The organism is Caulobacter flavus, assembly GCF_003722335.1.
Classification (GTDB): Bacteria; Pseudomonadota; Alphaproteobacteria; order Caulobacterales; family Caulobacteraceae; genus Caulobacter; species Caulobacter flavus.
This window is the reverse complement of sequence record NZ_CP026100.1, coordinates 5,009,659-5,036,036: the sequence shown is the minus strand read 5'-3', so window position 1 is coordinate 5,036,036 and position 26,378 is coordinate 5,009,659. Positions and strand designations below refer to the sequence as shown.

The window sequence follows — 26,378 nt, the reverse complement described above, 5'->3', positions numbered from 1 at the left end:
CATCAACTCAAGGATGCGATCATCCCCGCTCGACCTTCTGGGGAGAGCGAGGATGCGACTGGCGTACATGGCGCTCGGCATGGGCCTGCTGTTCCTGGCGATGGTGATCGCCGTCGGCGTCGCCCTGATCGCGAAAGGCTAGGGCGCGGTTCAGGCGTCCATGTTGTCGATCAGGCGGGTCTTGCCCAGCCAGGCGGCCGCCAGCAGGCGCGCCTTCGCGCCGTGAAGGGCGTCCGGACCCAGGCGCGACAGGTCGTCGGCGTCGCGGAAATCGAAATAGTCCACCTGCCGGAAGCCGGCGGCCGCGAGCGCGGCCTTGCCGGCGGCCTCGGCCGTCTCGACGCGCTCGCCGGCCTGGACGGCGGCGATGGCGGCCTTCATGGCGTTCGGCAGGGCCACGGCGGCGGCGCGCTCTTCGGGCGACAGGTAGGCGTTGCGCGAGGAGAGGGCCAGGCCGTCCTGCGCCCGCGCCGTGGGGGCGCCGACGATCTCGACGGGCAGATCAAGGTCGCGGGTCACGCGGCGGATGACCTGGAGCTGCTGGTAGTCCTTCTCGCCGAACACGGCGATGTCGGGCTGCGCCTGGATCAGCAGCTTGGTGACCACGGTGGCGACGCCGCCGAAGAACTGCGGGCGGGCCGCGCCCTCCAGCGGTTCGGATACGCCCGTCAGGTTGATCGTGGTCGAAAAGCCCTGCGGGTACATCTCGGCGGGGCCTGGGGCGAACAGCAGGTCGCAGCCGACGCTGTCCAGCAACTCGGCGTCGCGGGCCTCGCCGCGCGGATAGGCGTCGAAGTCCTCGTGCGGGGCGAACTGCTTGGGGTTGACGAACACGCTGGCGACGGTGCGCGCGACCTTGGTCTGGGCCAGGCGGACCAGCGACAGGTGGCCGTCGTGCAGCGCGCCCATGGTCGGGATCAGGCCCACCCGTTCGCCCGCGTCCTTCCAGGCGCGGACCTGCTCACGCAATTCGGCGACGGTGCGGACGATACGGGTCATGTCGGGGGAACTCTGCTGCGACGCAAAAACGAGCGTTCGGACGGCCGGCTTATGGCCGATATGGGACATCGGGTCCACCTGCGACACCGAGTCTGTGGACGCAGGGCGCCATAAGATTGACGCCAGGAGCGCGCAGGGCGTTTCATGCGCGTTAAGATTTTGGTTAGATTCGCCCGAGTCGGGTGGAACGAAGGATGAAGCCTATGGCCGAAACGCGCGTGATCGTCGTCGGCAACGAAAAGGGCGGGGCCGGCAAGTCCACCATCGCTATGCACCTGATGACGTCGCTGCTGTACGGCGGCGCCCGGGTGGCGATCATGGACCTGGACCTGCGTCAGTGCACCAGCATGCGGTTCTGCGAGAACCGCGCGGCCTGGCTGGCCGGCAACGACGTCAAACTGCCGATGCCGCAGACCTTCCGTCTCAGCGACGACGACGTGGCCCTGGCCGCGGGATCCGAAGCCGAGCAGGTCGCCGCCTTCGAGAAGGCGTTCCTGGCCGCGCGCGAGGTCGCCGACTTCGTGCTGATCGACACCCCCGGCGGCGATACCCAGATCACGCGCATGGCCCACGGCCTGGCCGATCTGATCGTCACGCCGATGAACGACAGCTTCGTCGACTTCGACATGCTGGGCCACGTCGACCCGGTGACCATGGAGCTGCAGAAGCCCAGCCTCTATTCCCAGACGGTGTGGGAGGCCCGCAAGGCCCGCGCCATGGCCGGCCAGCGCCAGCCGCTGGACTGGGTGGTGCTGCGCAACCGCCTGGCCACTACCGAGGCCCGCAACCGCAAGCGCCTGGAAGACCGCCTGACGGCCCTGGCCAAGCGGGTCGGCTTCCGCATGGGCCCTGGCCTGCGCGACCGCGTGATCTATCGCGAGCTGTTCCCGTTCGGCCTGACCATCGCCGACCTATCGACCCAGGTGCGCCCGGTGCCGGTGTCGCTGCAGCATCTGGCCGCGCGCCAGGAGCTGCGGGCCCTGATGCACTCGCTTGGCCTGGCCGCGTTCTCGGGCGAAACTCTGCTCGCCGCCCAGTAATCCCATGGGGCGGCGGCGGGTCCGCGCATGCTCTTCTATCTGATCCTCGGCGCGGTGGTCGTCGCCTGGCTGCTGTGGGGCAAGCGCAAGCCGCTGCTGGCCGGCGAGGGCTGGCGCATCGGCGCGGGCGTCATGTCGGCCGCCGCCTTCGCGGGCGCGGCCTATACCGGCATCCGCAGCCAGTGGCCGGTGGCGATCGCCCTGGGCGTGATCGGCCTGTGGTGCGCCACCTCGGCCCGCCAGCGGCCGGTGGTCCGCAAGGTCTCCGAACCGGCCAAGGCTCAGCTGTCGGCCAGCGAGGCCCGCTCGATCCTGGGCGTCGACGCCAAGGCCGGCCCCGACGAGATCCAGGCCGCCTACGCCCGGCTGATCCGCCTGGCCCATCCCGACAAGGGCGGCACCGCCGGCCTCGCGGCGCAGCTCAACGCGGCCAGGGATCGGCTGCTGAAGGGGCGGTGAGGGGGCGGGCCCCGATTGCGAGGCAAGGAAAAAGCCGGCGACCGCGAGGCCGCCGGCTTTTCTGTTTCTGAGGTCCAGGCCCGATCAGCGCGGGGCGATGACCATGCAGGGCTGCCGCTTGGCGGTGATCGCCGAGCAGGCCGCGCGGGCGGCTTCGGCGGTCATGCCCTGGAACTGGGCGCGGAAGGCGCCGCCGGCGGCGCTGACCACGGCGCCCTCGGCGTCGGACACGGCCTTGGCGAAGCGGTCGCGGACGATGCCCAGCTGCTTGTTGGCCAGGCTCTTGGACTGGAAGGCGCCGACCTGGACGCTCCACTCGCCCTTGGCCTTCTTGGGCGCGGCCTTCGGGGCGGGCTTGGCGGCGTCCTTGGCGGCCTTGAGGGTGGGCGAGACCTTCACCGGCGCGGGGCGCGGGTTGTCGGTCAGCACGATCTTCAGGCCGGCCTGGTCGCCGTCGCCCTCTTCCGAGGAGGGGCGCATGATCGGACCGGCGGGATCCTCTTCGTACAGGTTGGCGGCGATGCTGGTGCGCTCGCCGTGCGAGCGGCGACGCATCACGTCGAAGCCGGTGGTCAGCAGGTCTTCCATGTTGTTGTCGCGCCAGGCGGTCGAAGAGCCGCCCAGGACCACGGCGATCAGGCGGCGGCCGTCGCGCACAGCCGAGCCGGCGAGGTTGTAGCCGGAAGCATTGGTGTAGCCGGTCTTCAGGCCGTCGAAACCTTCCATGCTCGACAGCAGGCGGTTGTGGCCGCGGACGTAGCCGCCGCGGAACTCGAAGCCCTTGAGGCTGAAGTAGGAATAGTACTGCGGGAAGTCGCGCATCGTGGCGCGCGACAGGATTGCCAGGTCGCGGGCGGTGCTGATCTGGCGGCTGTCGGGCAGGCCCGAGGCGTTGACGAAGCGGGTGTTGCGCATGCCCAGCTCCTGGCCCCGCAGGGTCATCAGGGCGGCGAAGCGGCTTTCGCTGCCGCCCAGCTTCTCGGCCATGGCGGTGGCGATGTCGTTGGCCGACTTCACGGCCATGGCGCGGATCGCCTCGTCGACGCTGAGGCTGTCGCCCGGACGCAGGCCCATCTTGGTCGGGGCCTGGGCGGCGGCGCGCGGCGAGATCGGCACGCGGTCGGTCAGCTTGAGGCGGCCTTCGCTGAGCGCCTCGAACGTCAGGTACAGCGTCATCACCTTGGTGACCGAGGCCGGATAGCGCGGGCTGTCGGCGCGCTTGTCGTAGAGCACCTCGCCCGAGTTGGCGTCGATCACGATGGCCGCGTACTTGGGTTCGGCGGCGTTCAGCTGCAGGTACGGGATCTGAGCCGAAGCGACGGTGGGAGCAGCGACGCCGACCAGCGAAGCCGCGGCGAGGCCGACGGCGACGAGGAGACGACGGGCGGAGTTAAGCTTGGCGAACATGCGACAAACGTCCGTCATTTGAACTGAGCGGTTCCGCACCGCCACACGCGTGAGATCTAGCATGCGCGTTGTCGCCTTACGCCAAAGTAAACAACTGGTGAGCGATTTCGCCGCAGATTAAGATAAAACTTAGGCGTTGCGGCAACGCTTCGCTGCCTGGGCGTTCAGGGCGCGGAGCAGCTTAACCCAGGGTTATGGTGCGCTGCACAAAAACGTTTGACTGCTGCAGTGCAACATGAGAAAACCATGTCGTCCCAACGCATGGCGCGGGATCGCGGCCGAAAACCCAAACAAGGCCGCGCCGTCCCACCATGACCCGCCCAGGAGCCCTCCCCATGGCCGTCACCGAGACCCTGAAGAGCACCGTCGAGCAATACTCCACCGCCAGCAACCAAGCGTTCAAGGACGGTGTCGAGAAGTCGCTGGCCGCCCTGGCCGAAGCCAACACCCATTCCAAGAAGAACCTCGAAGCCGTGGTCGCCTCGGTGACCGCCGCCACCAAGGGCGCCGAAGCCCTGGGCGCCGAGGCCTTCGCCTACTCGAAGAAGGCCGCCGAGGACCAGGTCGCCGCGGCCAAGGCCCTGGCCGGCGCCAAGAGCGTGCAGGAAGCCGTCGAACTGCAGACCGCCTGGGCCAAGTCGGCCCTGGAAGCCTACATCGCCCAGGTCAGCAAGGCCTCGGAGATCGTCTCGGCCTCGATCAAGGACTCGGTGAAGCCGCTGAACGAGCGCGTCACCGCCACGGTCGAGAAGTTCCAGGCCGCGCGTTAATCCGGAATTCGGAACGGCCCCGCTTGCGGGCCGTTTCATAAGTCTACCCAGCCTTCTGGCCTGGACCTCACGGTCCGGGCCTTTTTTCTTGTGCCCCGGCTAGCCCTTGCTAAGCATGCGCTCTCGGTAAGGGAGCGTTTGAATGTCGAAGGTGGAAGAGCGTCTGGCAGGTCTGGGGATCACGCTGCCGCAGCCGGTGGCCCCGGTGGCCAACTACGTGCCGTTCGTGCGGTCCGGAAACCTCGTCCACATCTCCGGCCAGATCTCGATCGATCCGGCCGGCGGCATCAAGGGCACGGTCGGCGTCGACGTCGACCTGGAGACGGCCCAGAAGGCCGCGCGCCTCTGCGGCGTCAACCTGCTGGCCCAGATCAAGGCCGCGGTCGGCGACCTCGACAAGGTGGCTCGCGTGGTCAAGCTCGGCGGCTTCGTCCAGGCCGGCCCCGACTTCATCGACATTCCCAAGGTCATCAACGGCTGCTCGGACCTGATGGTCGAGGTGTTCGGCGACGCCGGCCGCCACGCGCGTTCGGCCGTGGGGGTCTACAAGCTGCCGCTGGGCTTCGCCGTCGAGGTCGACGCGGTGGTGGAGGTCTTCTGATGCGCGCGCGTCCGCGCCCAGGGACCGAGGTGTTCGGCGAGGCGTGGGAGCGCCTCTTCGATCCGCCGATCGCGCACCGGGGGCTGTGGACGCCGGGCGGCGCGCCCGAGAACTCGCTGGCCGCCTTCCAGGCCGCTTGCGCCAAGGGCTATTCCATCGAGCTGGACGTTCAGCTGACGGCCGACGGCCAGGCGGTGGTCTTTCACGACGATCGCCTGGAGCGCCTGACCGGCCAGGAGGGGCGCCTGCGCGACCACACCGCCGCCGAGCTGGGGGCGATGAAGCTGTCGGACACCGACGAGACCATCCCGACCCTCGCCGACGCCCTGGCGGTGATCGGCCACCGGGCCATGGTCCAGATCGAGCTGAAGACCCCCTTTGGCGAGGTCGGCGAGCTGGAGAAGAAGGTCTCTGAAATCCTGATCGACCACAACGGCCCGATCGCCGTGATCGGCTTCAACCCTTACTCCCACGCCTGGTTCGCCGACCACAATCCGCAGGTTCTGCGGGGCCTGGATTCATACGGCTGGAACGACGAGAACGCCCGCAAGCTGGCGCCGGAGCTGCGCAGGTCGCTGGCGGCGCTGGAGCAGGTCGAGATCGCCCGTCCGGACTTTCTGGCGCTGGGCCTCGACATGCTGCCCAGCCCCCGCGCCGACGTCTTCCGCGCCAAGGGCATGCCGATCGTCGCCTGGACTGTGCGCTCGCCCGAGCAGTGGGACGCCGTCTCCGGCCATTGCGACAACCTGATCTTCGAGGGCTTTCCTGCGTGAGTTCGCTTAAGGCGGAGGTGCGCGTCCACCGCCGCATCGCCGATATCGGCCGCGAGGCCTGGGACGCCTGCGCCGGGCCCTCAGGCGATCCCTTCGTCAGCTTCGACTTCCTCGACATCCTCGAAGAGAGCGGCTGCGCGACCGACCGCACCGGCTGGGCGCCGCATCACGTCAGCGTTTCCGATACGGACGGGCGCATCGCCGGGGTGATGCCGCTCTATCTGAAGAACCACAGCCAGGGCGAATACGTCTTCGACCACGCCTGGGCCGACGCCTACGAGCGGGCGGGGGGCAGCTACTATCCCAAGCTCCAGTGCTCGGCGCCGTTCTCGCCGGTGACGGGGCCGCGCCTGATCGCCCGGCCGGACGTGGATCCGGATGAGGCGCGCTCGGCCCTGCTGGGCGGGGCGCTGACCCTGTGCGAACGCATCGGCGCCTCGTCGCTGCACGTGACCTTCCCGACCGCCGACGAGTGGGACTGGATGGGCGATCGCGGCCTGCTGCGCCGGCAGGACCAGCAGTACCACTGGGAGAACGCCGGCTACGCCACGTTCGACGACTTCCTGGCGGCCCTGTCGTCTAACCGCCGCAAGACCATCCGCCGCGAACGGCGCGACGCCCAGGAGGGGCTGGAGATCGTCGGCCTGACCGGCGACGAGCTGACCGAGGCGCACTGGGACGCCTTCTTCGCCTTCTACATGGACACCGGCGGTCGCAAGTGGGGCCGCCCCTACCTGAACCGGCGGTTCTTCTCGCTGCTACGGGAGCGGATGGCCGACAAGGTGCTGCTGCTCCTGGCGCGACGGCCGGGCGGGCCGTGGATCGCGGGCGCCCTGAACCTGATCGGCCGCGACTGCCTCTACGGCCGCCACTGGGGCTGCACCGAGGACGTGCCGTTCCTGCATTTCGAGCTCTGCTACTACCAGGCCATCGAACACGCGATCCGGTTGGGCCTGCCGCGTGTCGAAGCCGGGGCGCAGGGCCAGCACAAGATCGCCCGCGGCTATCTGCCCAGCCCGGTCTATTCGGCCCACTGGATCGCCGACCCGGCCCTGCGCGAGCCCGTGGCCCGCTACCTGCAGCGCGAGCGCGAGGCGGTGGCGGAAGACATGGCAATGCTCACCGAGGAGTTCTCGCCCTTCCGGCGCGAGGGTTAGGACGCCTCCGTCAGGCTCGCTTCTCGCTAGTGCAGGCTGACCTCGGCGACCTTGTCGCGATAGTCGCGCTTGGGGTCGTGGCCCAGCATCAGCTTCATGCCGGCGAACAGGCTGTTCTCGTTGAGCCAGATGCGGGCGTGTTCGGGATCGAAGCGCAGCAGGCGCAGCTTGGGATCGGTCTTGCCAGTGAACCAGGCGGCCACGAACGGGCTCCAGAGCGCGTCGATGGCCTGGCGGTCGTTGTCGATCCGCAGGCGGCCGTCGATCTCGGCGAACAGGTCGTGGCCCTTCGAGGCGAAGTGCATGACCGCGTCGCGATCGTGGTCGAGCGCGGCGACCAGGTCGCAGTCGGCCGAGGTGAAGATCCACAGCGGGCCGCCGTAGTCGCTTTCCATCAGGGCGGTCATCGGCTGGCTGTGTCCGCCCTCGACGTCGGGCAGGCCCAGCATCACGGTGCGATCGGCCTTCAGGGCCTTCCAGAACTTTGCGGTAAGATCGGCTTCCTTGGACATGGTCTTGTCCTCCCGCCGTCAAAACGTGGCCGCGCCCGGCGCCGTTCCCGTCAGGAGCGGTCCCAGGCCGCTTTCAGCAGCGCCCTGACCTCGTCGTCGACCTCGGCGGGCGAGGCGAGGGGCAGCTTGGCTTTCAGGCGCTCGGACCAGCTCTCGTTCGTCGGCTCGGAAAGGCGAGGCGAGGCGTCCGGCGTCAGCGCCAGGCCCAGCCAGACCGTTCCGCCCTTCACGGGCTTGGCGGCGGCGAACTGCACCTTGCCCGACCAGGCCGTGAAGGCCTTGCGCTGGCCGGTGACGAGGCCAGGGAAATCGGCGACCGCCGCCTCGACGGCTTCGAGGATCGCGGTCGCCGCCGGGTCGGTCCACAACGCCGCGCGCAGGCCGGCCGCGTCCTCCCAGCCCAGTTCGGAGGGAAAGGCCGCGCCCAGGATGTGGGCGGCGCGGTTCACGCCCAGGCCGTGATGGATCTTCAGCCAGTCGACGCGCGCCTTGGTCCTGGTCTCCGCGCAGTCGCGGCGGACGATCTCGACCCATTGCTCCAGGGTCTTGCCTGTGTCGCGCTCCAGGCTGGCCTGCACCGAGGCGAACCACTTCTTCTGGCGTTCGGTCAGGCCCTGGCCCGTCTCGTCGGTCTTGCCCACGCTTGCGCCCCCCGGTTGGTTTGATAGGACCGTCCCACAAAGGAGACGACCATGAGCCTTCACGGAACCTACGACCCGGACAACATCTTCGCCAAGATCGTTCGCGGCGAGATCCCGAGCGTGAAGGTTTTCGAGGACGACGAGGTCCTGGCCTTCATGGACGCGTTTCCGCAGTCGAAGGGGCACCTGCTGGTGATCTCCAAGACCTCGAAGGCGCGCAACGTGCTGGAGGCCGAGCCCAAGACCCTCGGCCGGCTGATCGGAGCGGTGCAGAAGGCGACCCGGGCCGTCACCGCGGCGCTCGAGCCCGACGGCGTGGTCGTGACCCAGTTCAACGGCGCCCCGGCCGGCCAGACCGTGTTCCACCTGCATTTCCACGTGATCCCCCGCTACGAGGGCGAGGCCCTGGGGCGTCACGGCGGCGGCATGGCCGACATCGAGGAGCTGAAGGCTCTGGCCGCCAAGATCAGCGCGGCGCTGTAGGTCGGGACGGTCTCACCGGGGATCCAGGCGTGGCCGCGCTCGAACCTTTCCCGGTCTGGCGCTTTCCATCCAAGGGCCAAGCTTCAGCGCCCGTGAAGGACAGTGAATGACCGATCCCCTGGCCCGGCGGGGCCTCTATCGCCTGGTCTACGCCAGCCGCGCGACAGATCCGGCGGCCATCGACGAGACCCTGCGGGCGGTGGTCGCCAAGTCGATCCAGAACAACCGCCTGGACGACATCACCGGGTTCCTGGCGGCGGGGGAGGGGCGGTTCCTGCAGGTGCTGGAGGGGCCGGGCCAGACGGTCGCCCAGGCCTACGCCCGGATCGGCGCCGACCCGCGCCACGACGAGATCGCGCTGATCGCCGACGGACCGGCCGAGCGCCGGCTGTTCAGCGACTGGAACATGGGTCAGCGTCGGCTGGAGGCGCAGGACGCCTCGGCGCTGTCGGCGGTGGGGCTTGAGCACTTCACGCCGGCCGGCCTCGACGGGGAGCGGGCCATCCGTCTGCTGTCGCTGCTGGGCGCACGGCACCTGCGCTGAGGGCCGGCGCGTCAAAGAAAAAAGGCCCGGATCGCTCCGGGCCTTCTCCATTTTCAGGCGGCTCTTGGCCTCATTCGGCTAGGGCCGGCTCCTCGGCGTCGTCCGACTTGCCGGACTTGCCTTCCGAGGCGCTTTCGACTTCGAAGCCGATCTTGCCGTTCTCGAGCACCACCTTGACGTGGCCCCCGCGGACGAGGCGGCCGAACAGGATGTCGTCCGCCAGCGGCTTCTTGATGTGCTCCTGGATGACCCGGGCCAGCGGACGGGCGCCGTAGAGCTCGTCGAAGCCGTTCTTGGCCAGCCAGTCGGCCGCGTCGTCGGCCAGCTCGATCGTGATGTTGCGGTCGGCGAGTTGCGCCTCCAGCTGCATGACGAACTTCTGGACGACCTGGCGGATGATCTCCGGCGTCAGCGGCTTGAAGGCCACGACGGCGTCCAGGCGGTTGCGGAACTCCGGCGTGAACAGGCGCTTCAGCGCGGCGTCCTCTTCACCTTCGACCTTCGAGCGGCCGAAGCCGATCGAGTTGCGCTGGGCGTCGGAGGCCCCCGCGTTGGTGGTCATGATCAGGACCACGTTGCGGAAGTCGACCTTCTTGCCGTTGCTGTCGGTCAGGGTGCCGTTGTCCATCACCTGCAGCAGGATGTTGTAGACATCCCCGTGCGCCTTCTCGATCTCGTCGAGCAGGACGACGGCGTGCGGGTGCTGGTCGACCGCGTCGGTCAGCTGGCCGCCCTGGTCGAAGCCGACATAGCCGGGAGGGGCGCCGATCAGGCGGCTCACGGTATGGCGTTCCATGTACTCCGACATGTCGAAGCGCAGCATCTCGATGCCGAGCGTCGAGGCCAGTTGCTTGGCGGCCTCGGTCTTGCCGACGCCGGTCGGGCCGCTGAACAGGTACGAGCCGATCGGCTTGTTGGGTTCACGCAGGCCGGCGCGAGCCAGCTTCATGGCGGCCGACAGCTGGGTGAGGGCCTCTTCCTGGCCGAACACCGCGCGCTTCAGGTCGTTCTCGAGTTCCTTGAGGGCCTCGGTGTCCGACTTGCTGACCGACTTCGGCGGGATGCGGGCGATCTTGGCGACGACGGCCTCGATCTCCTTGACGCCGATGGTCTTCTTGCGACGGCTTTCGGGCAGCAGCATCTGGCCCGCGCCCGCCTCGTCGATCACGTCGATCGCCTTGTCGGGCAGCTTGCGGTCGGTGATGTACTTGGCCGACAGCTCCACCGCGACCTTCAGGGCCTCGGCGGTGTACTTCAGCTTGTGGAAGTCCTCGTAGTAGGTCTTCAGGCCCTTGAGGATCTTGATGGTGTCTTCCACCGTCGGCTCGTTCACGTCGATCTTCTGGAAGCGACGGACGAGCGCCCGGTCCTTCTCGAAGTGCTGGCGGAACTCCTTGTAGGTGGTCGAGCCCATGCAGCGCAGGGTGCCCGAGGCCAGGGCGGGCTTCAGCAGGTTGGAGGCGTCCATGGCCCCGCCGCTGGTCGCGCCGGCGCCGATGACGGTGTGGATTTCGTCGATGAACAGCACCGCGTTGGGGTGGTTCTCGAGTTCCTTGACCACCTGCTTGACGCGTTCCTCGAAGTCGCCGCGATAGCGGGTGCCGGCCAGCAGCGCGCCCATGTCGAGCGAGTAGATGGTGGCTTCCGCCAGGACTTCGGGGACCTGGTGGGTGATGATCTTGCGCGCCAGGCCTTCGGCGATGGCGGTCTTGCCCACGCCCGGGTCGCCCACGAGCAGCGGGTTGTTCTTGGTGCGGCGGCACAGGATCTGGATCGCGCGTTCGACTTCGTTCGCGCGGCCGATCAGGGGGTCGACCTTGCCCTGGCGGGCCTTTTCGTTGAGGTCGACGCAATAGGCCTCGAGGGCCTCTCCGCCGGTCTTGGTGTTGGGCTTTTCCTGGTCTTCCTCGACCGCGGTCGCGCCCTTGGCGGCCTTGGGCTCCGAGGCGCCGGCCTTCTTGGCGATGCCGTGGGCGATGAAGTTCACCGCGTCGTACCGCGTCATGTCCTGCTCCTGCAGGAAATAGGCGGCGTGGCTCTCGCGTTCGGAGAAGATGGCGACCAGGACGTTGGCGCCGGTCACTTCCTCGCGGCCGGACGACTGGACGTGGATGACGGCGCGCTGGATGACGCGCTGGAAGCCCGCCGTGGGCTTGGCGTCTTCCTCGTCGTCGACCACCAGCGAGGACAGTTCGACGTCGAGATAGTTGACCAGGCTCTTCTTGAGGGCGGCCAGGTCCACGTCGCAGGCGCGCATGACGCCGGCGGCGTCGTCGTCGTCGGTCAGTGACAACAGCAGGTGTTCGAGGGTCGCGTACTCATGCTTTCGCTGATTGGCGTACGCGACGGCGCGATGCAGGGATTCTTCGAGAGGACGCGAAAAAGAGGGCAAGGGGAGGCTCCTCAATCCTTTTCCATGGTGCACTGCAGCGGGTGCTGATGTCTGCGGGCTGAGTCGATCACTTGAGCGACCTTGGTCTCGGCGACTTCGTAAGTGAATACGCCGCAGACCCCGACGCCGTTCTGGTGAACGTGCAACATGATCCGTGTCGCGTCTTCGCGCGACTTGTTGAAGAACCGTTCGAGCACGTAAACGACGAACTCCATGGGGGTGTAGTCGTCGTTCAGGATCAGTACGCGATACAACGAGGGCTTCTGCGTCTTCGGCTTCACTTCCGTGACGACCGAAGAGCCCGCGCCGTTATTCTGTCCGCCTTGCTTTCGCTCGGCCATCGACCGCTTTCTCCCGGCGGGAAGCAAATCACCCGCCTTCATGAATTAGATATGGAAAAGCGGCGGCTTTGGAAGAGGCCGCCGCCCGACTGCGCCGCTTTAGCACAGGGGCGCCGTCGAAATCGGCTTCACGTTTGGGAGAGCGGCGAAGGTGGCCTGTGCGTTCCCGCGGCGAGGCTGCGAAATGGTGTGCGGCGCGTTGTCGCGCAAGGGGGAAGAGGCGCGGGTTGGAAAGTGCTCCGCCATCCAACCATCGCCTTCCTGGGCCTTGTGCCCAGGATCCATCGTCGCGCCGCTCAGACCTTGGGAAGGCGGTCAAGGTCTGAGCGGTCGCCGGCGTGGGCCCTCGCCACAAGGGCGAGGGAAGCGGGTTTGGGGAACCGAGAAATAGGCCAGACCCGCGAAGCGGTCAGCCCGTCACCGTGTAGATCATGATCCCCGTGGCCACCGACAGGTTCAGGCTGTCGGCGCGGCCGCGCATGGGGATCTTGACGTTGACGTCGCAGGCGGCGGCCAGTTCGGGCGGCAGGCCCTGCTGCTCGTTGCCCATCAGGATCAGCGACGGCTTCACGTAGTCGGCGCTCTTGTGGTCGACGGTGGCGGTCAGCAGGGTGCCGACCACGCTGCCAGGCCATTCCTCGCGCCAGGCCAGGAACTCCTGCACGGTGGCCTTGGCGATCTTCACGGCGAAGACCGAGCCCATGGTCGCCCGCACGCCTTCGACGGAATAGGGGTCGACGCAGTCGCCGACCAGGATCACTCCGCCGGCGCCGGCCGCGTCGGCCGTGCGGATGATCGTTCCGAGGTTGCCCGGATCGCGGACGGCCTGCAGGGCCACCCAGCAGTCGGCGCTCTGCGGCACGATGGCCGACAGCGGCGTGTAGACCTGGCGGAAGACGCCGACCACGGCCTGGGGATTGTCGCGGCGCGAGACCTTTTCCAGGATCTCGCGATTGACCTCGATGACCTCGCCGCCGGCCGAGGCGCAGGCCTTGGCGGCCTTCTGCAGCATCGGGTGGTCGGCCGCGTCGGGGCCGTACATCAGGATCTTGGGCGCGTGGCCGCAGTCGATCGCCTCGATGACGATCTTCAGGCCCTCGGCCAGGAACAGGCCGCTGTCCTCGCGCTCCTTGCGCATGTGCAGGGCGCGGACGGCCTTGACCGTGGCGTTGGTCAGGGAGGTGACGGTCTTGACGCTCATGTCTCTCAAGCCTCCGACGACCAGCGGGCGAAGAACGACAGGCCGATCTGGCGGTCGCCACGATCCTCCACCAAGGACAGTTCGCCCCAGTCGATGACGCCCGCGCGGCCGTCGAGCGCCTGGGCCAGCAGGCCCGACATCGCCGCGCCCGAGACGCGGGCGGCATAGGCGTTCATCAGCAGGAAGTCGGCGTCTTCGGCCAGCAGCTGGGCGCAGTCGGCGGCGAGCGCCGGCAGGTCCTCGAACAGGCGCCAGACCTCGCCGTCGGGACCGCGGCCGAACTTCGGCGGGTCCAGGATGACACCATCATAGACGTTGCCGCGGCGCACCTCGCGGGCGACGAAGCGGCGGGCGTCCTCGACGATCCAGCGGATCGGCTTTTCGGCCAGGCCCGCGAAGGCGGCGTTCTCGCGCGCGAAGCCGACCGACTTCTTCGAGGCGTCGACATGGGTGACGTGGGCGCCGGCGGCGGCGCAGACCAGGCTGGCCACGCCGGTATAGCCGAACAGGTTCAGGATCTTGGGCTGGCGGCCGCGAGCCTTGATGAAGGCGCGCACGCGTTCGTCCTGCCAGGCCCAGTTGGCGGCCTGCTCGGGGAAGAAGGCCAGGTGGCGGAACGGCGTGAACTGGCCATGGAACTTCGCCTCGCCCCAGGCCAGGTCGAACTTCTCGATCGGCTTGCCGCGGAAGCGCCAGCGGCCGGCTTCGTCCTCGTCGGAGGGATCGAACACGGCGTCGGCCTCGTCCCAGGCGCTGGCCGGCAGGCGCGGCTCCCAGAAGCACTGCGGCTCGGGGCGAACGACGGTGTAGCGGCCGTAGCGTTCCAGCTTCTTGCCGCGCCCGCTGTCGAGCAGGGCGTAGTCGGCCCAGCCGGTGGTGCGCATGACGAGAGGAGAGGCGGCGATGGTCGGGTGCATGGCCACGCCATACGCGCTCAGGCCAAGCGTCGTCCAGCCCGAGGCGCGTGCGGGGTCTTGTCCCAGTGGTGCGGACGGCGCACGAACTGCCACAGCGCGTGGCATCCGGCCCAGCCCTGGGCGAGCCAGATCGCGGGCAGACCCAGGAGGTCGAGCCACCTGGCCGTGCCGCCGGCGCGCCTTCGGCCGACGCTCGCGGCGATGGCCGAGCCGCTCCAGGCGTAGACGAGAAGCGCAAGGCCCGCCTGGTCGATCACGGCGTGGCCGTCTGGCGCGAGGTCGACCAGGACCAGCAGCACGGCCCCGGCGAAGATCGGGGCGTGCAGATGCGTCGAGGCCAGCGAGAGAAAGAGGGTCAGGAACAAAGCCAGGGCCACGCGTGGTCGTCGGGCGGCCGGGCCGCGCAGGTGCACCAGCAGCGTCGCAAGATGACCCTTGATCCACCGCGCCCGCTGCGGCCGCCAGGCCTTCCAGGTGGTCGGGGCCGTTTCCAGGGTCGGCGGGTCGACGACGTCCAGAGCATAGCCGGCGGCCGCCAGGCGAAAGCCTACGTCGGCGTCCTCGGTGACGTTGAAGGCGTCCCAGCCGCCGACCGCGCGCAGGGGCCCCACCGCGAAATGGTTGCTGGTGCCGCCCAGCGGAAAGGCCAGCCGCCAGCGGGCCAGCGCCGGCAGCAGCACCTCGAAGTGCGCCGCGTACTCCTGCTGGAACTGGCGGGGCAGGAAGCCGGCGATCGTGGGGATCTCGATCCGCAGCGGCGCCTGCAGGCAGGCCAGCTCCGCCGGGCCGGCGGCGAAGCGGGCGGCCGCCTCGCGCAACTGCAGCGGATCGGGCGCGTCCTCGGCGTCGTAGATCACCAGCAGCTCGCCCCGCGCCCGTTCCAGGGCGTGGTTGCAGGCGCGGGGCTTGGTCTTGGGGCCGCCCGGCGGCACGATCAGCACCTGGATGAAGGCGGGCAGGTCCAGGGCGTGGAAGGCCGAAATGGTCTCGCCGTCGTCGGCTTCCAGCACCACCAGCACCTGCAGGCGATCGCGCGGATAGTCCAGCCGGCCGAGATTGGCGACCAGTTCGGCCGCCACCGACGCTTCCTTGTAGAGCGGCGCCAGCACCGTGTAGGTGGGCAAGGCGTCGTCGGGCAGGGCGGGCGCGGCGACGACGCGCCGAGGCGTCAGGGCCGCGACCAGCCGCAGGGTGGCCAGAAGGGCGAACAGCGCGAGACCCGTCCACTTGAGGGCGGCCAGCGTCGCGCCGGGCGCCGTCGCCAGACCCGCCGTCAGTCCGAGCAGCAACGCGACCAGGAGAAAGCCCTGCGCGGGGCTCAGTCGCCGATGCGCGCCGTCGGCGGGCGGAACCGGCGCGACCAGTGGCGGATCGGGCAGGACGGCATGGTCCAGCCCATCGACGTGCAGCCGCCGTTCCTCACGCGCCATGTCGCCCCCCAGCTTAGCCTTGTCGGCGGGAGCGACTCGATAAATTCAACTATAAAGTGTCAAACGGAAAAATACGCGTTCTACGTAAAACCGGCGTTACGCTTGTCGGCCCTGGGTGATTCCCGTTTAGTGTCAGGTCGGGGAAGAGGGAGGAAGTACCGTATCGTGACCGTCGCGTTGAAGAAGCCGCCCAGGTCCGCCCGCAAGCCCAAGGGCGACGGCCACATGCGCCGGGGCGAAATCCTGGCCGCCGCCGAGAAGATCTTCATCGCCGAGGGCTACGCCGGGGCGACGATCCGCAAGATCGCCGACGCCGTGGGCGTGTCCTCGACCGCGCTCTACATGCATTTCCGCGACAAGGACCAGATCCTGCTCGAGATCGGCAAGGAGGCCATCGAGCAGCTGCTGTCGATCAATGTCGCCCTGTCGCAGGAGCCGATCGACGCGGTGGAGAAGGTGCGACGGATGCTCGACGCCTACATGCGCTTCGCGTTCGAGAACCCCAACACCTACCAGCTGGTGTTCTGCGGCTCGAACGAGGCGATCTCGGTCGAGAAGCAGCAGGCGGTGTCCGATCTCGGCGACCGCTGCTTCGACGAGTTCAGCGGCCCGATCCGCGAGATCGCCGCCGCCGGCCGCCTGAAGACGGGCACGGCCGAAAGCGCCGCCCAGGTGCTGTGGGCGGCCTGTCACGGCATCGTCTCGCTGGTCATCACCAAGCCCAGCCGCAACTGGGCCCCGGCCGAGGAGCTGATGCAGGTCACGCTGGACGGGGTCATGCACGGCCTGATCGCCGACAGGTAGAGGCGCGCGCGGGGCGGGCGACAAACGGTCGCACCCGCGAAATTTCCCCGTGCCGACCGAAGCTTAGCCGGGCTGCGCAAATACAACGCTGTTCGATGGCGCGGTGGTGGTAGCGGGTTAACCCTTGGGCCCTAGAGCCCCGCCGCATGAACAAGTCGCATGTTGTGTGTGTGGGCCTCATGGCCTTGGCGTGGTCGAGCGGCGCGAGCGCCCAGGAGGCGTCGCTGCTGGAGGCGGTGAAGGCCGGCAGGCCTCTGCTGGAGATCCGCGCCCGCTACGAGCGTTTCGACCAGACCAAGACAGCCACCCTGCGCAACGACGCCGAGGGCACGACGGTGCGCACGCGCTTCGGTTGGGAGACCGGCGGCTGGCATGACGTCAAGGCGCTGATCGAGTTCGACGACGTCCGCCGCGTGGGGCCCGAGCACTTCGCGATCACCACGCCGGGCGTCTCCACGCCGCTGAACGGCGCCGACAAGGCCCGCTACCCGGCGATCAACGATCCCAACGTCACCGAGGTGAACCGCGCCCAGTTGCAGTGGACGCCCAGCAAGGCGCTGCAACTGACCGCCGGCCGCCAGAAGATCCAGTTCGACGACCAGCGCTTCGTCGCGGCCGCCGCCTGGCGCCAGGACGAGCAGACCTATGACGGCCTGCGCACCGACCTGACGCTCAGCCGCTTCAGGGGGACCTACGTCTACGTGACCCGGGTCAACCGGGCGCTGGGCGAGCGGCGCGACTGGGACAGCGACAGCCATTTCGTCAACGCCACCTGGACCTTCTCCGAGGCGCTGAAGGCCACCGCCTTCGTCTACGCCCTCGACTTCTCGGACTCGCCGGTGAACACCTCGATCACCAAGGGCGTGCGCGGCGTGGGCAGGACCAAGGCGGGGCCCTACACCCTGACCTATTCCGGCGCCTTCGCCCGTCAGAGCGACTATCACCGCGCCACCGCCGACTACGAGCTCGACTATCTGGGCGGCGAGTTCGCGGCCACGCGCGGCATCTACACGGCCCAGATCGGCTACCACATGCTGGAGGGCGACGGCACGCGCGGCTTCGGCGCGCCGCTGGGCGCGGCCCACGGCTTCTACGGCTGGGCCGACGCCTGGTCTTCGCTGGGCGGCAACAAGAGCTTCGCCGACGGCCTGGACGACCTGAACTTCACCGTCACGGTCAAACCGAAGATCAAGGCGCGCGGCTTTACCAATCCCGAGTTGCTGGTCCGCTACCACGACTTCGACGACGACCGCACGGGGGCCGATCTCGGCCACGAGTGGAACGCCCAGCTGACGGCGACCATCGCCCCCAAGCTGTCGGCTCAGCTGAAGTACGCGGGATTCGATCGGGTCGACAGCGTGCCGAGCGGTACCCTGGCGCCGCCCGCCTCGCGCAAGAAGGTGTGGTTCACCCTCGAGTACAAGCTCTGAGACCGTCCGTGGCGGGAGGGGCGTGCCCGGTTTACGGGCGCCGCCCAAGCTTTGGGCGCCGTGCTGCTGCGCAAAAACGGGCGCCGCACCTGCGAAACGATCGATAACGGCGGTTTGTCGATTGCCGTCCCCGGGCGGTCGATGCGTCCCTGATCACGACACGCGGGGCAACGACGTTCCGCGAGGGGCCGCAAGGCTCCGACGCCGACGACGGGGTCGGCGACTGTTTTGGACAACGACGTCCGGAGGGGGCTTGCGCCCCCGCCGGGCGTTTTTTTTTGGCCTTGAGGGGAAGAGGCATGAAGACGACGAGGGCCGGGCTGACGCTCGGCGCAGGGCTCGCGGCGCTGCTGTGGGCCGCGGGAGCGCACGCTCAGACGACAACCGAAACCGCGCCGCCGGCCGCCGAGCCGGAAGCCGTGGCGCAGCTGGCCGAACCGTCGCCGACGCCTGCGCCGCCGCCGACGTTCAGCGACCAGGTGCTGGCGGGAAAGCCGATCTTCGAGGTGCGGGCGCGCTACGAGACCGTCGACCAGGCCAATCTGCGCGAGCGGGCGAACGCCTACACCGTCCGCACCCGGCTGGGCTGGGAGACCGGCGACTTCCATGGTTTCAAAGGCCTGATCGAGTTCGAGGACGTCCGCCAGATCGGTCCCGAGCACTACGCGGTCAACGTGCCCGGCGCGGCCACGCCGCCGCTGAACGGCGCCGACAAGGCCCGCTACCCGATCGTCAACGATCCCGACGTCACCGAGGTCAACCGCGCCCAGGTGACCTGGACGCCCGGCGCGGCCTTCCAGCTGACGGCCGGCCGCCAGCGCATCGTGCTCGACGACCAGCGCTTCGTCGGCGGCGTCGCCTGGCGCCAGGACGAGCAGACCTTCGACGGCGTCCGCGCCGACTTCGCGCTGGGCCGGGTGAAGGGGACCTACGCCTACCTCACCCACGTCAACCGCATCCTCGGCGAACTGCGCGACTGGGACAGCGACAGCCACCTGCTGAACGTCACTTGGTCGCCGGCCGAGGCGCTGCGCCTGCAGGGCTTCGTCTACGCGCTCGACTTCGGCAATTCGCCGATCAACTCGTCGATCACCAAGGGCGCCAAGGCCTCGGGCAAGACCTGGGTAGGGCTCTACCAGTTGGCCTATGGCGCGGCCTTCGCCCGCCAGAGCGACTGGCACGGCAACACGCCCAGCTACGACCTCGACTACTGGGCCGGCGAGGTGGCCGGAACCTTCGACATCTACACCGCCCGCCTGGCCTACGAGCAGCTGGAGGGCGACGGAACGCGGGGCTTCACCACGCCATTGGGCACCGTCCACGCCTTCAACGGCTGGTCGGACTCGTGGGTCTCGCCCGGCGGCAACAAGAGCTTCGCCGACGGCCTGCAGGACCTGAACGTCGGCCTCAACGTCAAGCCGCGCTTCAGGAAGACATGGTTCTTCAACAGCGACGTCCTGGTCCGCTACCACGACTTCGACGACCAGCGCACCGGCGCCGACCTCGGCCACGAGTGGGAGGTGCAGCTGACGGCGGCGATCACGCCCAAGCTGACCCTGCTGGTGAAGTACGCCGACTTCCAGCGCGAGACGACCGTGCCGGCCGGGACCCTGTCCCCGCCAGCCTCACGGACCAAGGCCTGGTTCTCCCTCGAATACAAGCTCTGAGACGGATGGCGATCATGACCAAGACCGACAAGACCGCCCCGAGGGCGTTTCCCGCCGCACGGCCCTGATCGGGGCCGCCGCCACCATGGCCGCCGTCAAGGCGGCGTTCCCGGCCGGGGCGCATGCCGCCGGACCAGGACCGGAGACCGCCAAGGCGCGCCTGGGCTTCATCGCCCTGACCGACAGCTCGCCGCTGATCATCGCCAAGGAGCGCGGCTTCTTCGCCAAGCATGGCCTGCCCGACGTCGAGGTGGTCAAGCAGGCCTCGTGGGCCGCCACGCGCGACAACCTGATGCTGGGCTCGGGCGGCGGCGGCGTCGACGGGGCGCACATCCTGTCGCCCATGCCGCTGCAGTTCACCCTGGGCGTCCAGACCGGCGGCAAGCCGCTGCCGATGTACGTGCTGGCGAGGCTGAACACCAACGGCCAGGCGATTTCGGTCGGCAACGACCTGAAGGCCGTGAAGGTCGGCCTAAACGCCGCCGGGGCCAAGGCCAAGTTCGCCCAGCTGCGGGCCTCGGGCAACATCGCCAAGGTCGCCATGACCTTCCGTGGTGGAACTCACGACCTGTGGGTTCGATATTGGCTGGCCGCGGCGGGCATCAATCCCGACGTCGACGTCTCGACCATCGTCATCCCGCCGCCGCAGATGGTGGCCAACCTCAAGGCCGGCACCCAGGACGCCTTCTGCGTGGGCGAGCCGTGGAACGGCCAGACGGTCAACCAGCGCATCGGCTACACCGCCACGACCACCAGCGAGATCTGGATGAACCATCCGGAGAAGGCGCTGGGAATGCGGGCCGACTGGGTCGACCGCTACCCGCGCGCGGCCCAGGCCCTCACCGCCGCCGTGCTGGAGGCCCAGATGTGGTGCGACAAGCCGGCCAACAAGGCGGCCATGTGCTCGATCGTCTCGGGGCGGCAGTACATCAACGTGCCGATGGGCGACATCCTGCCCCGCCAGCAGGGCGTCATCGACTATGGCGACGGCCGCAAGGTGACGGGCTCGCCGCACGTCATGAAGTTCTGGGCCGACAACGCCAGCTTCCCCTTCAAGTCGCACGACCTGTGGTTCGTCACCGAGAACATCCGCTGGGGCGTGATCGGGCAGGGGGTCAACAAGCAGGCGCTGGTCAACAAGGTCAACCGCGCCGACATCTGGCGCGCCGCCGCCAAGAGCATCGGCCAGTCCGGCCCCGCCGGCGACAGCCGAGGCCCCGAGCGGTTCTTCGACGGCAAGGTGTTCGATCCGGCCAATCCGGGCGCCTACCTCGCCAGCCAGCCCATCAAGAAGCTCGCCTGAGGAAGGGGACAGCCATGACCTATCCCAAGCCCGACTTCGCCGAGGCCGCGCCCGTCGCGACCCCGGTGAGGGTCTCCCCGCCGGCAACGGCGTCGGCGACGGAGGCCGCGCCGGCCGCTCCGAAGATCCCCGGAGCGGCCGGCCTTGCCCGGCGGGCGGGGGCGGTCGCGGCCGCCGTCCTGCCGCCGGCCCTGACCGCCCTGGTGATCCTGGCGCTCTGGCAGGGGCTGTGCGGCGACTCCTATGACGGCCTGCCGTCGCCCTCGCGCATCTGGCTGGAGTCCAGGGAGCTGATCGTCGATCCGTTCTACGACCGGGGCGGGGTCGACAAGGGCCTGTTCTGGCACGTGCTGACCAGCCTGAGGCGCGTAGCCGTGGGCTTCTCGATCTCGGCGGTGGTCGGTGTCGGTCTGGGCGTGCTGATCGGCGCCAACCGCTGGGCGCACCGGGGTCTGGATCCGATCTTCCAGGTGCTGCGTACGGTGCCGCCTCTGGCCTGGCTGCCGATCTCGCTGGCGGCCTTCCACGAGGCCAACCCGTCGGCCCTGTTCGTGATCTTCGTCACCTCGATCTGGCCGATCGTCATCAACACCGCCGTCGGGGTGCGCAACATCGCCGAGGACTATCGCAACGTCGCCCGGGTGCTGCGGCTGTCGCCGGTCGAGTACTTCTTCAAGATCCTGCTGCCCTCGACCACGCCCTACATCTTCACGGGGCTGCGCATCGGGGTGGGCATGAGCTGGCTGGCCATCGTCGCCTCCGAGATGCTGCTGGGCGGCGTCGGCGTCGGCTTCTTCATCTGGGACCAGTACAACGCCTCGCGCATCTCCGACATCGTCGTGGCCCTGGCGTGGGTGGGCCTGACCGGCTTCGCCCTGGACCGCATCGTCGCCCTGCTGGGCCGCATCGTCTCGCGCGGCGGCGCGGCGAGCTGAGAAAGGACAAGCATCATGGGCAAGGCCTATCTCTCCATCGAGAACCTCGGCGTCACCTTCGGGCATGGTCCGAGCGCGTCGGAAGTGCTGCGCGGCGTCGAGCTGCGGGTGGCCAAGGGCGAGTTCGTCTCGATCATCGGCCATTCGGGCTGCGGCAAGTCCACCCTGCTGAACGTGGTGGCCGGGCTCGTGCCCGCCACGATCGGGGCGGTGATCCTCGACAGCGAGGCCGTCGCCGCGCCGGGACCCGAGCGGGCGGTGGTGTTCCAGAACCACTCGCTGCTGCCGTGGCTGTCGGTGCGCGAGAACGTCCAGCTGGCGGTCGACAAGGTGTTCGCCGGCAGGAAGTCGGCGGCCGAGCGCCGCGACTGGACGCTGCACAATCTCGATCTCGTCAAGATGACCCACGCCAGGGACAAGCGTCCGTCCGAGATCTCGGGCGGCATGAAGCAGCGGGTCGGCATCGCCCGGGCGCTGGCCATGCAGCCCAAGGTGCTGCTGCTGGACGAGCCGTTCGGGGCGCTGGACGCCCTGACCCGCGCTCACCTGCAGGACAGCGTCATGGAGATCCAGGCGGCGCTCAACAACACCGTGCTGATGGTCACCCACGACGTCGACGAGGCGGTACTGCTGTCGGACCGCATCGTGATGATGACCAACGGCCCCCGCGCGACGATCGGCGAGGTGCGGCCCGTTGACCTGGCGCGCCCGCGCGACCGCCTGGCCGTGGCGGAAAACGCCAGTTACGTCCACGCCAGGGCGGCGGTGATCGAGTTCCTCTACACGCGGCGCGCCGCCTAGGCGGCGAGTTGCTGGCGCAGGTCGGCCAGCGTGCCCTCGATGTGCCCGGCGAGCAGCGCCTCCACCCGCGCCGCGTCGCCGGCCTTCCAGGCGTCGAGGATGGCCCGGTGCTCGCGGCTGGCGCGCTCGTCGCGGCCCAGCGGTTCGAGGTGGATGCGCACGTAGCGCTCCGACAGGATCTGCAGTCGCTCGACCAACTGGCTGGTGATGTGTCCGCCGGGGCGGACCAGGGCCATGTGGAAGGCGCGGTTGCAGGTCACGTGGTCGCCCTGCGGCTTGCCGAGCTCGGCCTCCAGCGCCGCCAGCGCTGTCTCGGCCCGCAGATGGTCGTCGGGAACGGCCTTGAGCGCCGCCTCGGCCGCCGCGCCCGGCTCCAGCTTCAGGCGCAGGGCGAAGACCTCGCTGGCCTCTTCCGTCGAGGCCTGGCGCACCACGTAGCCCTTGTTGGGATAGGAACTGAGCAGCCCGTCCTGCTCCAGCCGGCTCAGCGCCTCGCGCAGCGGGATCTTCGACACCCCCAGTTCGGCGGCGATGGTGTCCTGACGCACCGCCGTTCCGGGCGGCATCTCGCCCGTCAGGATCCTCCGTCTCACGATCTCGTAGGTCTGATCGGACAGGGTGCGGACGACGATACTCATGCGCTGTGAACTGAGCCCCAATTCGGCGCCCCCGCGCCGAGACGGCCCGTATACCAGAATATCCCGGGCCCTAGATTAAACCTCGGACATATCGAGCCGCCTGCAAAGCCGGTATGCGTGTGTTTGAGCGTTCGGCGGCGACGTCGCTCGTCCGGCGGCAGGCGAATCCGGCGATCCTGCGCGCGTGGATATCGACCGGGCCGGTCGCGACAAGACGAGGAACACCGCATTGACCCTGGGCGTGGGCGGATCGACCATGGCCGCCGAGCTGGCCGGCCTTTCGCCGCGGGCGGGCCGGCCGCCTGCCATCGGCGCGGCCGAGTACGAGGCGCGGCTGGAGAAGGCGAGGGGGCTGACCCGCGCCCTGGGCGCCGACGCCCTGCTGATCGGGGCCGGGGCCTCGCTGCGCTATTTCACCGGCGTGCCGTGGGGCGCGACCGAACGGCTGGTGGCCCTTCTGCTGCCGGTCGCCGGCGCGCCGGTGATGATCTGCCCGGCCTTCGAGCTGGGCTCGTTGCAAGCTGACCTGAAGGTCGAGGTCGAGATCCGCCTGTGGCAGGAGCACGAGAGCCCCGCCGCCCTGGTCGGTCGTTCGCTGGCTCAGCTGGGCGCCGACGTCCTGGCCCTCGATCCGGCCGCGCCGTTCTCGCTGTTCTCGGCCCTGCGCGACGCCGCGCCGTCGCTGTCGGTCAAGGACGCCGGGGCGGTGGTCGACGGCTGCCGGGGCGTGAAGTCCGACGCCGAGCTGGCCCTGCTGCGCTACGCCAAGGCCATCACGCTGGACGTGCATCGCCGCGCCGGCGCGGTGCTGGCGCCCGGCGTGCGGGCCAGCGAGGTCAAGCGCTTCATCGACGAGGCCCACCGCGCGGCCAGCGGCGGCGGCTCGACCTTCTGCGCCGTGCAGTTCGGCGAGGCGACGGCCTATCCGCACGGCCTGCCCGGCGACCAGGAACTGGCCGAGGGCGACCTGGTGCTGATCGACACCGGCTGCCAGGTCGAGGGCTACCAGGCCGACATCACCCGCACCTACGTGTTCGGGACGCCCGGCGACGAACATCGCCGGATCTGGGAGATCGAGCACGAAGCCCAGGCCGCCGCCTTCGCCGCCGTGCGTCCGGGCCTGCCGTGCGAGACCATCGACGCGGTCGCCCGCCAGGTGCTCGAACGCCATGGCCTGGGTCCGGACTACGCCCTGCCGGGCCTGCCGCATCGCACGGGACACGGCATCGGCCTGTCGATCCACGAGGGTCCCTACCTGGTGCGCGGCGACGCCACGCCGCTGGCGCCTGGCATGTGCTTTTCGAACGAGCCGATGATCGTGATCCCCGGCCGCTTCGGCGTGCGCCTGGAGGACCACATGTACGTCACGGCCGACGGCGCGGCCTGGTTCACCCCGCCGTCGCCCTCGATCGACGACCCGTTCGGGTTGAAGGCGTAGGCGCCGGGACCCCCTCAGTCGCTCCGCGACAGCTCCCGCAGAGGGGGGAGCATCTGGAGCGCCAAGATCCTCCCCCTCTGGGGGAGGTGGCCCGAAGGGCCGCAGGCGGTCTTGACCTCACACCTTGTCCGGATAGACCGGCGCGATGTCGACGGGGATGTCCTTCAGCGTCGCGATCACGCCGCGAGCGTCATCGTCCAGGTGAGCGTAGCGGTCGAAGAAGGCGACCATGCCGGCATAGTCGCCGTCGCCCTGCAGCTTGACGATGTCGGCCACCAGGTCGCGCATGCCGGCCGCCATCTTGGCGTCGTCGACGCGGAAGCGCTTCTGGGCCGGGTCATAGACGAAGGCGCCCTTGGCCTTGAGGTAGCCGTACTGCAGCGCCGCGCCCCGGCCGTGGGCCTCCTCGTCGCCCCAGCGGGCGGCGCGGAAGATGCCGGCCAGATAGGTGGCGAACAGTTGCGGGCGCTCGGCCGCCGGGATCTCGCCCTTGTCCATCATGAACAGGATGTTCCAGGCGCCCATGACGTCGGCCTTGGCCTCCTCGGCGGTGCCGCCGATGTCCTTCAGTTCGGCCGAGACGGTGGTGGCGCGGCCGTCGACGACGATCGAGCCCGGACCCAGGCTGTGCGACAGCTCGTGGAACAGGGTCTCCAGCGTCATGTACTTCTGGCTGACCAGGGCGGCCTGGTCGGCGACCAGCACGCGGTTGGCGATCGGCTGCAGGATGCCCTCGTACTTGGCGGCCAGCACGTTCGACAGGATCACCTTCTTGGCGCCCTTGGCCTCGCGCACGCGCTCGTCGTTGGGCAGGTTGAAGGCCACGGTCTGCGGGCCGTGCAGGTTGTCGCCGCCGCCGCGGATCTGCTCGGCCACCGCGATCGGCGAGGCCCCGCCGCGCTTGAAGTTCTTGTAGGCGTCGGCGACCGGCAGGTTGGCCTCCATGTCGCGCAGATAGGCCTTGTACTTGTCGAGCGCGCTGCTCTCGGTCGGGTTCTTCAGGGTGACGAAGGCCTCGAAGGCGGCTTTCTGGCCCATCAGCTCGTCGGTGTAGGTCTCGTACGGGCCGATCGCTACCTCGATGGGCGTGCCCTCCAGATCCATCCAGGCCATCTCGGACTGGAAGTAGTCGTTGGTGCGGAACGACTGGGCGCGCAGGGTCAGGAATTTCTTGAGGCTGGCGTTGGTGGCGATCCTGGCGGCCTCGTCCAGCAGAGCGGCGGCCTTGGTCAGCTCGGGCTTGTAGGCCTGCGAGAACGGCACGGCGATCAGCTTGTCGCCGTCACGGCGGACCACCGTGTAGGTGTCCATCAGCGCCGCCTTCTGGTCGGGGTGGGCGGCCAGATAGGCCTCGAGCTGGGCCTTGGTCAGGCCGGCCGGATAGAAGCCGTGGCCCGGGCCGTCGGGGCCGCCCTGGGCGACCATCTGCTTGGCGTAGATCGCCGTCATCTGGTCGGCCGCCTGGATCAGCAGGTTCACCACCTTGCGCTCCTCGGGGCTGAGGAAGGCGGTGTCGGTCTTCATGCGGATGGTCGCGTAGTTCTCGGGCGGCGCGGCCTGCACGGCGAGAGGAGCGGAGAGGGCGGCGGCCGAGACGCCGAGCGTCAGGGCGAGGGAGAGAAGCGCGCGCATGGAGAAGCTGTGGCCCTTGCGGATGAAGCGATGGCTCCGCTTACACCCGCCTTGGGGCGAAGA

At 68.9% G+C, this 26,378-nt stretch carries 25 protein-coding genes and 1 pseudogene; 15 read left to right on the top strand and 11 right to left on the bottom strand.

The genetic code is table 11. From position 1 onward, the window contains the following. Nucleotides 1-150: 150 nt before the first annotated feature. On the bottom strand, nt 151-999 hold the full coding sequence (panC, locus tag C1707_RS22930; protein ID WP_101715533.1) for a pantoate--beta-alanine ligase: 849 nt from the start codon (nt 997-999) through the stop codon (nt 151-153). A gap of 203 nt (nt 1,000-1,202) precedes the next feature. On the opposite strand from panC, the gene mipZ reads away from it, so the two are divergent. Both mipZ and C1707_RS22920 read left to right on the top strand, forming a co-directional pair. Then, nucleotides 1,203-2,039 (top strand): division plane-positioning ATPase MipZ, encoded by an 837-nt coding sequence (mipZ, locus tag C1707_RS22925; protein ID WP_101715534.1) that lies wholly within the window; start codon nt 1,203-1,205, stop codon nt 2,037-2,039. Nucleotides 2,040-2,066: 27 nt separating this feature from the next. After that, a complete protein-coding gene (locus C1707_RS22920) occupies nt 2,067-2,498 on the top strand; it encodes a J domain-containing protein (protein WP_101715535.1) in 432 nt (143 codons plus the stop codon). A gap of 84 nt (nt 2,499-2,582) precedes the next feature. On the opposite strand, the gene C1707_RS22915 is transcribed toward C1707_RS22920, so the two are convergent. After that, entirely contained in the window at nt 2,583-3,905 is a 1,323-nt protein-coding gene (locus tag C1707_RS22915) for a D-alanyl-D-alanine carboxypeptidase family protein (protein WP_101715536.1), read from the bottom strand. A 335-nt stretch (nt 3,906-4,240) separates the two neighbouring features. Between C1707_RS22915 and C1707_RS22910 the strand changes: the two genes are divergently transcribed. The 4 genes from C1707_RS22910 (at nt 4,241) to C1707_RS22895 (ending at nt 7,206) form a co-directional block, all read left to right on the top strand. After that, the gene (locus C1707_RS22910; RefSeq protein ID WP_058347592.1) at nt 4,241-4,675 is read left to right on the top strand and encodes a phasin family protein; all 435 of its coding nucleotides are present in this window, start codon (nt 4,241-4,243) and stop codon (nt 4,673-4,675) included. A gap of 142 nt (nt 4,676-4,817) precedes the next feature. Continuing rightward, nucleotides 4,818-5,276: a RidA family protein gene (locus C1707_RS22905; RefSeq protein ID WP_058347593.1), complete on the top strand. Its 459-nt coding sequence runs from the start codon at nt 4,818-4,820 to the stop codon at nt 5,274-5,276. Then, nucleotides 5,276-6,049, top strand: a complete 774-nt coding sequence (locus tag C1707_RS22900) for a glycerophosphodiester phosphodiesterase (protein WP_101715537.1) — start codon at nt 5,276-5,278, stop codon at nt 6,047-6,049. The genes C1707_RS22905 and C1707_RS22900 overlap by 1 nt, the downstream gene beginning before the upstream one ends. Continuing rightward, nucleotides 6,046-7,206 carry a GNAT family N-acetyltransferase gene (locus C1707_RS22895; RefSeq protein WP_101715538.1) on the top strand — a complete coding sequence of 387 codons (1,161 nt, stop codon included), beginning with the start codon at nt 6,046-6,048 and terminating at the stop codon, nt 7,204-7,206. Before C1707_RS22900 ends, C1707_RS22895 begins: the two co-directional genes overlap by 4 nt. A gap of 26 nt (nt 7,207-7,232) precedes the next feature. Here C1707_RS22895 and C1707_RS22890 read toward each other — a convergent pair whose 3' ends face one another. Next, the gene (locus C1707_RS22890) at nt 7,233-7,718 is read right to left on the bottom strand and encodes a pyridoxamine 5'-phosphate oxidase family protein (RefSeq protein ID WP_101715539.1); all 486 of its coding nucleotides are present in this window, start codon (nt 7,716-7,718) and stop codon (nt 7,233-7,235) included. A gap of 50 nt (nt 7,719-7,768) precedes the next feature. Continuing rightward, nucleotides 7,769-8,359: a DUF4287 domain-containing protein gene (locus tag C1707_RS22885; protein WP_101715540.1), complete on the bottom strand. Its 591-nt coding sequence runs from the start codon at nt 8,357-8,359 to the stop codon at nt 7,769-7,771. Between the two features lie 51 nt (nt 8,360-8,410). Between C1707_RS22885 and C1707_RS22880 the strand changes: the two genes are divergently transcribed. Together C1707_RS22880 and C1707_RS22875 are read left to right on the top strand one after the other, a co-directional pair. Then, on the top strand, nt 8,411-8,842 hold the full coding sequence (locus tag C1707_RS22880; protein ID WP_101715541.1) for an HIT family protein: 432 nt from the start codon (nt 8,411-8,413) through the stop codon (nt 8,840-8,842). Nucleotides 8,843-8,948: 106 nt separating this feature from the next. Next, entirely contained in the window at nt 8,949-9,386 is a 438-nt protein-coding gene (locus tag C1707_RS22875) for a BLUF domain-containing protein (RefSeq protein WP_101715542.1), read from the top strand. Nucleotides 9,387-9,456: 70 nt separating this feature from the next. Here the strand turns inward: C1707_RS22875 and clpA are convergent, their stop codons facing one another. From clpA to C1707_RS22845, 5 genes are all read right to left on the bottom strand, one after another. After that, nucleotides 9,457-11,778: an ATP-dependent Clp protease ATP-binding subunit ClpA gene (gene clpA, locus C1707_RS22870; protein WP_101715543.1), complete on the bottom strand. Its 2,322-nt coding sequence runs from the start codon at nt 11,776-11,778 to the stop codon at nt 9,457-9,459. A gap of 11 nt (nt 11,779-11,789) precedes the next feature. Next, on the bottom strand, nt 11,790-12,119 hold the full coding sequence (gene clpS, locus C1707_RS22865) for an ATP-dependent Clp protease adapter ClpS (protein ID WP_101715544.1): 330 nt from the start codon (nt 12,117-12,119) through the stop codon (nt 11,790-11,792). 409 nt (nt 12,120-12,528) lie between these two features. Beyond that, on the bottom strand, nt 12,529-13,320 hold the full coding sequence (locus tag C1707_RS22855) for a TrmH family RNA methyltransferase (RefSeq protein WP_101715546.1): 792 nt from the start codon (nt 13,318-13,320) through the stop codon (nt 12,529-12,531). A 5-nt stretch (nt 13,321-13,325) separates the two neighbouring features. Beyond that, the gene (locus C1707_RS22850) at nt 13,326-14,237 is read right to left on the bottom strand and encodes an RsmD family RNA methyltransferase (protein WP_101715547.1); all 912 of its coding nucleotides are present in this window, start codon (nt 14,235-14,237) and stop codon (nt 13,326-13,328) included. Nucleotides 14,238-14,254: 17 nt separating this feature from the next. Then, the gene (locus tag C1707_RS22845) at nt 14,255-15,667 is read right to left on the bottom strand and encodes a glycosyltransferase (protein WP_101715548.1); all 1,413 of its coding nucleotides are present in this window, start codon (nt 15,665-15,667) and stop codon (nt 14,255-14,257) included. 165 nt (nt 15,668-15,832) lie between these two features. On the opposite strand from C1707_RS22845, the gene C1707_RS22840 reads away from it, so the two are divergent. The 6 genes and pseudogenes from C1707_RS22840 (at nt 15,833) to C1707_RS22815 (ending at nt 22,607) form a co-directional block, all read left to right on the top strand. Further along, nucleotides 15,833-16,471 (top strand): TetR/AcrR family transcriptional regulator, encoded by a 639-nt coding sequence (locus C1707_RS22840; protein WP_101715549.1) that lies wholly within the window; start codon nt 15,833-15,835, stop codon nt 16,469-16,471. A 146-nt stretch (nt 16,472-16,617) separates the two neighbouring features. Further along, complete coding sequence (locus C1707_RS22835) at nt 16,618-17,901, top strand: alginate export family protein (RefSeq protein WP_101715550.1); 1,284 nt, start codon at nt 16,618-16,620, stop codon at nt 17,899-17,901. 299 nt (nt 17,902-18,200) lie between these two features. Then, nucleotides 18,201-19,568: an alginate export family protein gene (locus C1707_RS22830; protein ID WP_101715551.1), complete on the top strand. Its 1,368-nt coding sequence runs from the start codon at nt 18,201-18,203 to the stop codon at nt 19,566-19,568. A gap of 5 nt (nt 19,569-19,573) precedes the next feature. After that, nucleotides 19,574-20,871, top strand: a pseudogene (locus tag C1707_RS22825) (CmpA/NrtA family ABC transporter substrate-binding protein). 14 nt (nt 20,872-20,885) lie between these two features. Beyond that, nucleotides 20,886-21,806, top strand: a complete 921-nt coding sequence (gene ntrB, locus C1707_RS22820) for a nitrate ABC transporter permease (protein WP_101715553.1) — start codon at nt 20,886-20,888, stop codon at nt 21,804-21,806. 15 nt (nt 21,807-21,821) lie between these two features. Then, nucleotides 21,822-22,607: an ABC transporter ATP-binding protein gene (locus C1707_RS22815; RefSeq protein WP_101715554.1), complete on the top strand. Its 786-nt coding sequence runs from the start codon at nt 21,822-21,824 to the stop codon at nt 22,605-22,607. Here C1707_RS22815 and C1707_RS22810 read toward each other — a convergent pair. Further along, complete coding sequence (locus C1707_RS22810) at nt 22,604-23,245, bottom strand: GntR family transcriptional regulator (protein ID WP_101715555.1); 642 nt, start codon at nt 23,243-23,245, stop codon at nt 22,604-22,606. The genes C1707_RS22815 and C1707_RS22810 overlap by 4 nt on opposite strands. A 229-nt stretch (nt 23,246-23,474) precedes the next feature. On the opposite strand from C1707_RS22810, the gene C1707_RS22805 reads away from it, so the two are divergent. Then, nucleotides 23,475-24,683: a M24 family metallopeptidase gene (locus tag C1707_RS22805; RefSeq protein ID WP_101715556.1), complete on the top strand. Its 1,209-nt coding sequence runs from the start codon at nt 23,475-23,477 to the stop codon at nt 24,681-24,683. Nucleotides 24,684-24,800: 117 nt separating this feature from the next. Here C1707_RS22805 and C1707_RS22800 read toward each other — a convergent pair whose 3' ends face one another. After that, nucleotides 24,801-26,315 carry a dipeptidyl-peptidase 3 family protein gene (locus C1707_RS22800; RefSeq protein ID WP_101715557.1) on the bottom strand — a complete coding sequence of 505 codons (1,515 nt, stop codon included), beginning with the start codon at nt 26,313-26,315 and terminating at the stop codon, nt 24,801-24,803. Nucleotides 26,316-26,378: the final 63 nt, after the last annotated feature.

Excerpts from the sequence above, each read along its gene's own strand:
- panC (WP_101715533.1), bottom strand. The coding sequence starts at position 999 with ATGACCCGTATCGTCCGCACCGTCGCCGAATTGCGTGAGCAGGTCCGC.
- mipZ (WP_101715534.1), top strand. The coding sequence starts at position 1,203 with ATGGCCGAAACGCGCGTGATCGTCGTCGGCAACGAAAAGGGCGGGGCC.
- C1707_RS22920 (WP_101715535.1), top strand. The coding sequence starts at position 2,067 with ATGCTCTTCTATCTGATCCTCGGCGCGGTGGTCGTCGCCTGGCTGCTG.
- C1707_RS22915 (WP_101715536.1), bottom strand. The coding sequence starts at position 3,905 with ATGTTCGCCAAGCTTAACTCCGCCCGTCGTCTCCTCGTCGCCGTCGGC.
- C1707_RS22910 (WP_058347592.1), top strand. The coding sequence starts at position 4,241 with ATGGCCGTCACCGAGACCCTGAAGAGCACCGTCGAGCAATACTCCACC.
- C1707_RS22905 (WP_058347593.1), top strand. The coding sequence starts at position 4,818 with ATGTCGAAGGTGGAAGAGCGTCTGGCAGGTCTGGGGATCACGCTGCCG.
- C1707_RS22900 (WP_101715537.1), top strand. The coding sequence starts at position 5,276 with ATGCGCGCGCGTCCGCGCCCAGGGACCGAGGTGTTCGGCGAGGCGTGG.
- C1707_RS22890 (WP_101715539.1), bottom strand. The coding sequence starts at position 7,718 with ATGTCCAAGGAAGCCGATCTTACCGCAAAGTTCTGGAAGGCCCTGAAG.
- C1707_RS22880 (WP_101715541.1), top strand. The coding sequence starts at position 8,411 with ATGAGCCTTCACGGAACCTACGACCCGGACAACATCTTCGCCAAGATC.
- C1707_RS22875 (WP_101715542.1), top strand. The coding sequence starts at position 8,949 with ATGACCGATCCCCTGGCCCGGCGGGGCCTCTATCGCCTGGTCTACGCC.
- clpS (WP_101715544.1), bottom strand. The coding sequence starts at position 12,119 with ATGGCCGAGCGAAAGCAAGGCGGACAGAATAACGGCGCGGGCTCTTCG.
- C1707_RS22855 (WP_101715546.1), bottom strand. The coding sequence starts at position 13,320 with ATGAGCGTCAAGACCGTCACCTCCCTGACCAACGCCACGGTCAAGGCC.
- C1707_RS22850 (WP_101715547.1), bottom strand. The coding sequence starts at position 14,237 with ATGCACCCGACCATCGCCGCCTCTCCTCTCGTCATGCGCACCACCGGC.
- C1707_RS22845 (WP_101715548.1), bottom strand. The coding sequence starts at position 15,667 with ATGGCGCGTGAGGAACGGCGGCTGCACGTCGATGGGCTGGACCATGCC.
- C1707_RS22835 (WP_101715550.1), top strand. The coding sequence starts at position 16,618 with ATGAACAAGTCGCATGTTGTGTGTGTGGGCCTCATGGCCTTGGCGTGG.
- C1707_RS22830 (WP_101715551.1), top strand. The coding sequence starts at position 18,201 with ATGAAGACGACGAGGGCCGGGCTGACGCTCGGCGCAGGGCTCGCGGCG.
- ntrB (WP_101715553.1), top strand. The coding sequence starts at position 20,886 with ATGACCTATCCCAAGCCCGACTTCGCCGAGGCCGCGCCCGTCGCGACC.
- C1707_RS22815 (WP_101715554.1), top strand. The coding sequence starts at position 21,822 with ATGGGCAAGGCCTATCTCTCCATCGAGAACCTCGGCGTCACCTTCGGG.
- C1707_RS22810 (WP_101715555.1), bottom strand. The coding sequence starts at position 23,245 with ATGAGTATCGTCGTCCGCACCCTGTCCGATCAGACCTACGAGATCGTG.
- C1707_RS22800 (WP_101715557.1), bottom strand. The coding sequence starts at position 26,315 with ATGCGCGCGCTTCTCTCCCTCGCCCTGACGCTCGGCGTCTCGGCCGCC.